General features: G+C 65.0%; 9 protein-coding genes. 6 read left to right on the plus strand and 3 right to left on the minus strand.

Features of this window, described 5'->3' with window-relative positions:
- Window positions 1-161 precede the first annotated feature (161 nt).
- Window positions 162-737, plus strand: coding sequence for a YHS domain-containing (seleno)protein (locus AC1DJT_RS31370; protein WP_441492237.1), 576 nt, complete (start codon window positions 162-164; stop codon window positions 735-737).
- A 75-nt stretch (window positions 738-812) separates the two neighbouring features.
- On the opposite strand, the gene pip is transcribed toward AC1DJT_RS31370, so the two are convergent.
- Window positions 813-1,775 (minus strand): prolyl aminopeptidase, encoded by a 963-nt coding sequence (gene pip, locus AC1DJT_RS31375; protein ID WP_441492238.1) that lies wholly within the window; start codon window positions 1,773-1,775, stop codon window positions 813-815.
- 172 nt (window positions 1,776-1,947) lie between these two features.
- Between pip and AC1DJT_RS31380 the strand changes: the two genes are divergently transcribed.
- The 4 genes from AC1DJT_RS31380 to AC1DJT_RS31395 all read left to right on the plus strand — a co-directional run bounded on the left by AC1DJT_RS31380 (window position 1,948) and on the right by AC1DJT_RS31395 (window position 5,473).
- Complete coding sequence (locus AC1DJT_RS31380; protein WP_441506858.1) at window positions 1,948-2,619, plus strand: HAD family hydrolase; 672 nt, start codon at window positions 1,948-1,950, stop codon at window positions 2,617-2,619.
- A gap of 102 nt (window positions 2,620-2,721) precedes the next feature.
- On the plus strand, window positions 2,722-3,102 hold the full coding sequence (locus AC1DJT_RS31385; protein WP_441492240.1) for a VOC family protein: 381 nt from the start codon (window positions 2,722-2,724) through the stop codon (window positions 3,100-3,102).
- A 128-nt stretch (window positions 3,103-3,230) separates the two neighbouring features.
- A complete protein-coding gene (locus tag AC1DJT_RS31390) occupies window positions 3,231-3,755 on the plus strand; it encodes a hypothetical protein (RefSeq protein ID WP_441506857.1) in 525 nt (174 codons plus the stop codon).
- Window positions 3,756-3,883: 128 nt separating this feature from the next.
- Window positions 3,884-5,473: an arylsulfatase gene (locus AC1DJT_RS31395; protein WP_476835584.1), complete on the plus strand. Its 1,590-nt coding sequence runs from the start codon at window positions 3,884-3,886 to the stop codon at window positions 5,471-5,473.
- A 158-nt stretch (window positions 5,474-5,631) separates the two neighbouring features.
- On the opposite strand, the gene AC1DJT_RS31400 is transcribed toward AC1DJT_RS31395, so the two are convergent.
- Window positions 5,632-5,832: a hypothetical protein gene (locus AC1DJT_RS31400; protein ID WP_476768195.1), complete on the minus strand. Its 201-nt coding sequence runs from the start codon at window positions 5,830-5,832 to the stop codon at window positions 5,632-5,634.
- A 160-nt stretch (window positions 5,833-5,992) separates the two neighbouring features.
- On the opposite strand from AC1DJT_RS31400, the gene AC1DJT_RS31405 reads away from it, so the two are divergent.
- Entirely contained in the window at window positions 5,993-6,931 is a 939-nt protein-coding gene (locus tag AC1DJT_RS31405; protein WP_476835585.1) for a carbon-nitrogen hydrolase family protein, read from the plus strand.
- Here AC1DJT_RS31405 and AC1DJT_RS31410 read toward each other — a convergent pair.
- Window positions 6,880-7,716 carry a helix-turn-helix transcriptional regulator gene (locus tag AC1DJT_RS31410; protein WP_476832730.1) on the minus strand — a complete coding sequence of 279 codons (837 nt, stop codon included), beginning with the start codon at window positions 7,714-7,716 and terminating at the stop codon, window positions 6,880-6,882. The genes AC1DJT_RS31405 and AC1DJT_RS31410 overlap by 52 nt on opposite strands.
- Window positions 7,717-7,881 lie beyond the last annotated feature (165 nt).

Genomic DNA, 7,881 nt, shown 5'->3' on the forward strand with positions numbered 1-7,881 from the left:
ATGGTCGAAGCTGCGACCCAGGGCTGTGCCTGGCGATGGTTGTGTCGGCACTCATCTCCGTCCCGGCCAGGCGCTCACGTCTGCGTGACGGTGTAACCAAATCGCCCCGCCGAGCGATCTCTCCCCAAAGCCGCCTGGGGCGGCTGCGCCGGAGAGACGAGATGCACCACGAAACGATGTCACCGGTCCGCAGCACGGGGGCGGCCGAAGACGATCTCGGCACAGGACGCGCGCTCGTCGCGAACGGCGAGAGGGACGGGAGACGCGCCATGCTCGGCAGGCGCAGCTTCATCCTGCTCGCTGGCGCGGTGCTCGCAGCATCGGGTGTCCGGGCCGATATGCCCCGCCCGGTCAACACGCTCGGCTCACCGGACGGGCTCGCGATCCGCGGCTACGATCCCGTCGCCTATTTCCACGATGGCGGCCCGAGGCTGGGCAGGCCGGAATTTTCCGTCGCCCTTCACGGCGCCACCTGGCGCTTCGCCAGCGCCGAGCACAAGGCCTTGCTCGAAGCCGATCCGGCGCGCTACCTGCCGGCCTATGGCGGCTTCTGCGCCTATGGCACCTCGCGGGGCTATCTCGTGAAGATCGAGCCGGAGGCCTGGTCCATCGTCGATGGCACGCTCTACCTCAACTACGATCGCGATGTCCGGAAGACCTGGCTCGGCGATCCCGCAGGGTTTATCGCCAAGGCCGAGCGCCATTGGCCGCAATTGAACGCGGCGCATATCCAGTAGGAGACGCGGCCGCCGCGTAGCCACAGGCCTTCACGCACCAGAAAGCAGATGGACGGGGCAGGGTTGCCGCGCCCGTCACCGACCCTGCGCGAATGCATCGAGCGCGAGGCGCATCTGCTCGTAGCATTGTGGCCCGCCATGCCCTTCGGCCTCGACGATGACCAGGCGACTGGCCGGCCAGCGCTGGTGCAGGTTCCAGGGGGTGATCGCGGGTCCGCTGACATCGCGACGGCCATGGATGAGAACGGCGGGAATATCGGCGATCTCGGCGATACGGCGCAGGATCTCCTGCCCATTCCGCAGAAACCCGTCATGGGCCCAGTAATGCGTGACGAGCGTCGCAAACGCCAGGCCGCGTTCGTCGTCGGGCGGTTGGCTCGGCGGCTCCCAGCCCGGGTCGAGCGAGATATGGGTCGCTTCCCATGTGTTCCAGGCGCGGGCTGCGAGCACGCGCTCCTGGAGGCCGCAGGTGGCCAGCCGCCTGGCATAGGCTTCGACGACGCGCTCGCCGGGGCGCCGGCCCGAATCCCGCTCGAAACGTTGCCAGGCTTCGGGAAACAGGCGCCCGACGCCTTCGGTGATCCAGTCGACCTCCTCGCGGCTGGTCGTGGTGACCGCGACCAGCACCAGTTCGGAGACCCTGCCGGGATGCGCCTGCGCATAGGCCAGCGCCAGCGTCGAGCCCCAGGAGACGCCCGAGACGAGCCAGGACGCGATACCGAGATGCGTCCTGACGGCCTCGATATCCCCGATCAGCGCCTGCGTCGTATTTCGGTGCAATTCGCCGGGAGCGTCCGAGGCGAGGGGGCGGCTTCGTCCGCAGCCGCGCTGGTCGATCCCGATGATGCAGTAGCGTTCCGGGTCGAAATGGCGGCGATAGCTGCCCGAGCGGAGCCCGCTGCCCGGGCCGCCATGCAGGTACAAGGCGGGCTTGCCGTCGGGGTTGCCCGAGATTTCCCAGTAGATTTCGGTTCCATCGCCGACGGCGAGAAGCCCGGCATCGAACGGCTCGGGCAGGGGGCGGGGTTCTGCGTTCATGCCGGTGCTGTGGGGCAGCGGGGGAAGCGCCGTCAACCGGCCGATGGACCTGCTCGTCCTGGAATGCGGCCGATCGAGCCTTCCATGGTTGCATCGGCCTTCTCGAAAATCGCAATGCACATTTCGGGGCGATGCTTTAGCGAGGACATCGCCTGAAACCGGACGGCCCTCGATGACGCTCATCATCTTCGATTGCGACGGCGTGCTTGTGAACAGCGAGGAGGTCTATCTCGCTGCCGAGCTTGAGTTCCTGGCCTCGGTCGGCGTCGTCCTCGAACGCGATGTCTATACGGACACGTTCATGGGGCTGTCCCCGCCGATGTGGCAGGCAAGGCTCCAGTCGATCATCGCGGAGCAGCGCAGCGCGCCCCTGCCATCCGATTTCTTCGTGCGGCTGGATGACCACACGACGGCACGCATAGAGGTGCATCTGGCCGCCCTTCCGGACGCCCGGCAGACCATCGATGGCATCGAGGCGCGCCGTTGCGTCGCATCGAGCACGCCGTCCGCGCGGCTGCGCTGGAAGCTGCAGCAGACCGGCCTGATCGGCCTGTTCGATCCGCATATCTTCTCCTCGGACATGGTCGCGAACGGGAAGCCCGCGCCCGACCTGTTTCTCCATGCCGCAGCCGCGATGGGCGTGCAGCCCGGTGAGTGCGTGGTTGTCGAGGACAGCGTCAACGGCGTCATGGCGGGCAAGGCCGCCGGCATGCAGGTCATCGGCTTCACCGCTGGCGCTCACTGCGCCGGCAATCATGGCGACCGTCTGGGGATGGCGGGGGCCGATCGCATCGTCGGCAGCTATGGCGATCTCGCCGCCGCATTGGACGGGTTGGGGGCATAGTGACTGCTCGGGGCCGCCCGATAGCCTTGGCCACGGCACAGGCGGTTTGTCGCGCTTTCTCCGTCGGTGGATTCCGGCCCCTGCCGAAACTAAACTGCGACAATGACCATTACGCGCCTCGACCACGTGCAACTCGCCATGCCAGCCGGCGGCGAAAGCGAGGCGCGCGCCTTCTATGCGGACATTCTCGGCATCAGCGAAGTCGCCAAGCCCGCTCATCTCGCCGGCCGGGGCGGATGCTGGTTCGAACAGGGGGCGTTGAAGGTCCATTTGGGAGTGGACGCCGATTTCAAGCCAGCCCGCAAAGCGCACCCGGCCTTCATCGTGAGCGATCTCGCAGCGCTGGTCACCACGCTGAAGGCGCGCGGCTACCACGTGGCCGAGGACCAGCCCTTGGACGGATATGACCGCATGTATGTGGACGACCCGTTCGGGAACCGCATCGAGTTGATGGAGCCGCTGTCGGCGGCGAAGCTCGGCTGAGGCTGAAAACAGCGACCCGGATGCCCTGCCTCCTGCGGTGCTCGATTGCGGCTCGGGGTCAAAATGATGCGGGGCGTGGGGATGTGTCGCTTGCGGGCGGCGCGCATCGAGGGTTCGATGCGCGGATGATGAGCGAGCAGGCCACGGCAACCGACGACAAGGCTCTGACGGAGCAGGTGGGACATGTGCTCCGCCACATCTGGGACCCGATCGGGCTCGGCGCGGAAGGGCCGGCCGATGAATATGACAGCTATGTGCCCGGCCTCATTGCGCTGGTGCGGAGCACGACGGCGTCCGAAGCCGAGATCCTGGCCCATCTCCTGCTGATCGAGAGCGAGATGATGGGGCTGGCTCCCGCGAGCGTCCCGGCGACACGGGTTGCGCGGGCGCTGCTCGGGCTACGCGATGCGTGGAGGCGAAAGCCCGATGTCCTCGTGAGCCAGGTCTTGAGCGCGGACGGGCTACATTGCCTTTGGCTGTTTCGACGTCCCGACGGCCTCTATTCCTACGAGCATGCGGCACTTCGGCACGAGGTGGACGTGAACGGCTCCTGGTCATGGTGGGCTGGCGCGGGCAAGGGGCGATCGGGACTCTTTGCCACCACAGAGGCTGCCGAGCACGATGCGCGCAGCGTGACCGACTGGATGTGCTGAGGGCGGCCATCCGCCAAGGCCGTCCAGACCGGCCGTTCCCGCTCACGCAAGCTTTGCGCAAATACCGATTGGCCTCCCGGGCGATGCGGCACTAGCCTGAGTTTCTCTGCCTGACCAAGGAGGAAACCATGGCGACCGATGGACCGGACCTTATTCGCAGACGCATTCTTCTTGGCGGCACCGCGCTTGCCGCGTCGGGCCTTGCATCCGCCCCGACGATCCAGACAGCGCAGGCCCAGCAGCCCGCGCCGGCGCCGGCCTCCGGACGCAAGCCCAATATCCTGATGATCATGGGCGACGATATCGGCTGGTTCAATCCGAGCATCTATCACCGCGGCATGAWGGGCTATCGCACGCCGAATATCGACCGCATCGGCAATGAAGGCGCGATGTTCACCGACTGGTACGGGGAACAAAGCTGCACGGCCGGGCGTGCCGCCTTCATCACCGGCCAGTCGCCGATCCGTACCGGCCTCACCAAGGTCGGCCTGCCCGGCGCCGATATCGGCCTGCAGCCGCAGGATCCGACGGTCGCCGAACTGCTGAAGCCGCTCGGCTATGTCAGCGGCCAGTTCGGAAAGAACCATCTCGGCGACAAGGACGAACACCTGCCGACCAATCACGGCTTCGACGAGTTCTTCGGCAATCTCTACCACCTCAACGCCGAGGAAGAGCCGGAGAACCCCGACTACCCCAAGGATCCGGAATTCAGGAAGCGCTTTGGACCGCGCGGCGTCATCCGCTCGTCGGCCGACGGCAAGATCGAGGATACCGGGCCGCTGACCAAGAAGCGGATGGAAACCATCGATGACGAGACGACGGCGGCGGCGATCGACTTCATCGACCGGCAGAACAAGGCCCAGAAGCCGTGGCTCTGCTACTTCAACTCGACCCGGATGCACGTCAACACGCATCTGAAGCCGGAATCCGAGGGCAAGACCGGCAAGGGCATCTATCCCGATGGCATGGTCGAGCATGACGGGCATATCGGCCAGCTCCTGAAGAAGCTCGACGATCTCGGCATCACCCAGAACACCATCGTCGTCTATACCAGCGACAACGGMGCCGAGGTGATGACCTGGCCGGATGGCGGCTCGACCCCGTTCCGCGGGGAAAAGGCGACCAATTGGGAAGGCGGCTATCGCGTGCCGACCCTCATTCGCTGGCCCGGCGTGATCAAGCCCGGCACGATCTACAACGAGGCGTTCTCGCATTACGACCTGATCCCGACCTTCTGCGCCGCGGGCGGAGAGCCGGATGTGGTCGCCAAATGCATGAAGGGGCACCAGGCCAACGGCAAGAGCTTCAAGGTGCATCTCGACGGCTACAACCTGATGCCGTTCTTCACCGGCAGCGCCAAGGATTCCCCGCGCCGCGATTTCCTTTACTGGAACGACGACGGCGAACTGGTGGCGGTGCGGGTCGCCGACTGGAAGGTCGTGTTCAAGGCGCAGGAGCACGAGGGCATCGACGTCTGGCGCAGGGAGTTCACCAATCTGCGGGCGCCAAAACTGTTCAACCTGCGGGCCGACCCCTTCGAGCGCGGCGACACCTCGATGGAATACGAGAAATGGTTCTTCGATCGTTCCTTCGTCGTGGTCCCATCGCAGGCGGTCGTCGGGAAATGGCTGGAAAGCTTCAAGGAGTTCCCGATCCGGCAGAAGCCGGCGAGCTTCAACCTCGATGACGTCATGCGCAAGCTGACGCCCAAGAACTAGCCGGCGCAGAGAGTGGCCGCCGCCGATGCTGTCCATTGGAGGGCAGTGTCAGCGGCGGTCGTCATTGCGCGGTCCGCGAGCAACCCAGCAGACAAAGGCCAGTCCGCCTGCGAGGCCAGCTAGATCATCGGGCCGGAAATCATATCCGGACCGATGATCTAACCCTTTGTGTTTGCATCGGCTTTCCCGAAAACCGCAATCCACTTTTCGGGCCGATGCTTTAGCAGCAGGAATGCAACGACGCCGGTGTGCCGTGCGGTCATTTCATTGAGCCCGACKAGCACGCTCATGCCGAGCAGGACGGCGAGGCTCGGGCGGAGCTGCACGCGCCATACAGAGCTGATGATCGATTTCAGCACGGGCATGAGCTCCGTCGCGGTGTGGTTTGGCAGGTGCTGACCTCAGCCCGGGTTCCGGCATCATGATGCAAGCGCCACAGGACTGCACTCCCTGCGGTAAGCGGTTTCACTCCGCTTCACATCTTGCGAAGTCTATGGGACGAGACGGAAGGGGGCGCGAGTGTTGAGGATAGCGGCCGCACAAACCGTTGTTTCCCCCGACATCGCCGCCAATGGCAGCGCCATCCGCGCGATGATTGCGCGTGCGGCGGGCGAGGGGGCTCGCCTGATCAATTTCTGCGAAGGGGCGCTGTCAGGCTACGCAAAGAGCCAGATCCTGAAACAGGGGGATTGGCAGGCCTTCGATTGGGCCATTCAGGAGGCCGAGCTTCGCGCTATCGCTGAACTGTGCGGGCAGCTCCGCATCGTCGCGGTCGTCGGCGGGGCCCATCGGCTCGGTCGGGGATATCCGCCGCACAACAGTCTCTACGTCTTCTCTGATACCGGCGCCCTGCTCACCCGATACGACAAGAGGTTTCTCTCGAATACCGAACTTGCTGGCTGGTACACGCCTGGAACGGAGCCGGTCATGGTCGACGTCGATGGCTACAGGTTTGGCTGTGCGATCTGCATCGAATCGCAGTTCCCCGAGATCTTCAGCGACTATGAGCGTCTCGGCGTCGATGGGGTTCTGTTCGCATCATACGGCCTTCCCTGCCGGCCTGAACTGCATCTGGATCGCTGCTGCTACCCCCGCGCAGGACGCCGCCAAAGGCCCCGCCGGCATCATTGGACCGGACGGGGCATGGGCCGCGCAATCGTCGCCATCCCCGGAGCCTGGGCTAGCTATGGCAACGCTGGACCGGAACGACCCCGCCTACGAAATTGCGCTTCAAAGGGCGCGGCCCTGGCGCGCCAGGGCAAGAGAAGGCGAGATCTATCGCGAGAAGCTGGCCGACGATCCCCGCAGCGGAAACRGAAACGGATATTGAACCGTCCATTCGCCCGACGGGAAACCATGCCCGCGGCTTGGTTCGCGACCGACGCTTCGCAGAGGGCGCGAAGCGCTCAGCTCTGCTCCAATGCAGGCAGGCACTCGGTCCGTTCGTTGGAGGTTTGAGCGGCAAGGGCGGCATAGACCACCAATCTCAGATGCCGTCCGCCATCGACGGTGAGCGACGTGTGTTCGAAGGTGACGGGGTGGCCACCGACGCGAAGCGTGCGCGTGCCGGTGCAGGGTGCGTGGACGTCCGGGCTGCGCCACCATGTCTTGAATTCCGGCGAGACATCTTCCAGTTCCGCGACCAGGGCGCGCATGTCCGCATCGCCGCGCGCGCCTGCAAAATCCCGGCGAAAGCTCGCCAGCATGGCTTGCGCCTGGTTTTCCCAATCCACAAGCGTATCGGCGAGGTGCTGATCGCAGAACAGCATCCACAGCAGGTTGCGCCGGTTTGAAGGCTGGCTGCCGAACCGGAACAGGGCTTCGGCCGCTTCGTTATAGGCCAGCACGTCCCAGCGCAGGTTGAGAATATAGGCCGCATGTGGGGCGAGGTCGCCCATCAGCCGGTTCACGAGAGACGGAACCGTGCACCATGTCTTTCCCGGCTCGGCCGGTGGGCGCTCCTGGGCGAGCAGGAAGAGATGCCGTCGCTCGGCGCCATCGAGCTTCAGCACCCTGGCGAGATTGTCGAGGAAACCGGAGGAGACGCCGATATTGCGACCCTGCTCGAGCCATGTGTACCAAGTCAGGCCCACCCCGGCGAGCGCGGCAACCTCCTCGCGCCTGAGGCCGGCCGTACGCCGACGCTTGCCGGAGGGTAAGCCGGCATCCTCGGGCGTCAGCCGCTCGCGATGCGCACGCAGGAACTCTGAAAGCTCGGGTCGGGTCCGATCGGAGGTCGCCATGGCCCCATCCGTACAAAAAGTAATAGCATAATGAGTTAAATTGTATCAGCGTCAATGCCGCTTCATGGCTGTTGCGTCGTTAATCCGAGGACGCAACATGAGTTCCGATACCGCTACGGCCCAAACCCTGCGCAGCCCGGCAGAAAGCTGCGGGGTCCGCCCGCC

The organism is Allobosea sp. 05T422_2, assembly GCF_056396265.1.

Coding starts and splice junctions, on each gene's coding strand:
- AC1DJT_RS31380 (WP_441506858.1), top strand. CDS start 1,948: ATGACGCTCATCATCTTCGATTGCGACGGCGTGCTTGTGAACAGCGAG.
- AC1DJT_RS31390 (WP_441506857.1), top strand. CDS start 3,231: ATGAGCGAGCAGGCCACGGCAACCGACGACAAGGCTCTGACGGAGCAG.
- AC1DJT_RS31370 (WP_441492237.1), top strand. CDS start 162: ATGCACCACGAAACGATGTCACCGGTCCGCAGCACGGGGGCGGCCGAA.
- AC1DJT_RS31410 (WP_476832730.1), bottom strand. CDS start 7,716: ATGGCGACCTCCGATCGGACCCGACCCGAGCTTTCAGAGTTCCTGCGT.
- AC1DJT_RS31385 (WP_441492240.1), top strand. CDS start 2,722: ATGACCATTACGCGCCTCGACCACGTGCAACTCGCCATGCCAGCCGGC.
- pip (WP_441492238.1), bottom strand. CDS start 1,775: ATGAACGCAGAACCCCGCCCCCTGCCCGAGCCGTTCGATGCCGGGCTT.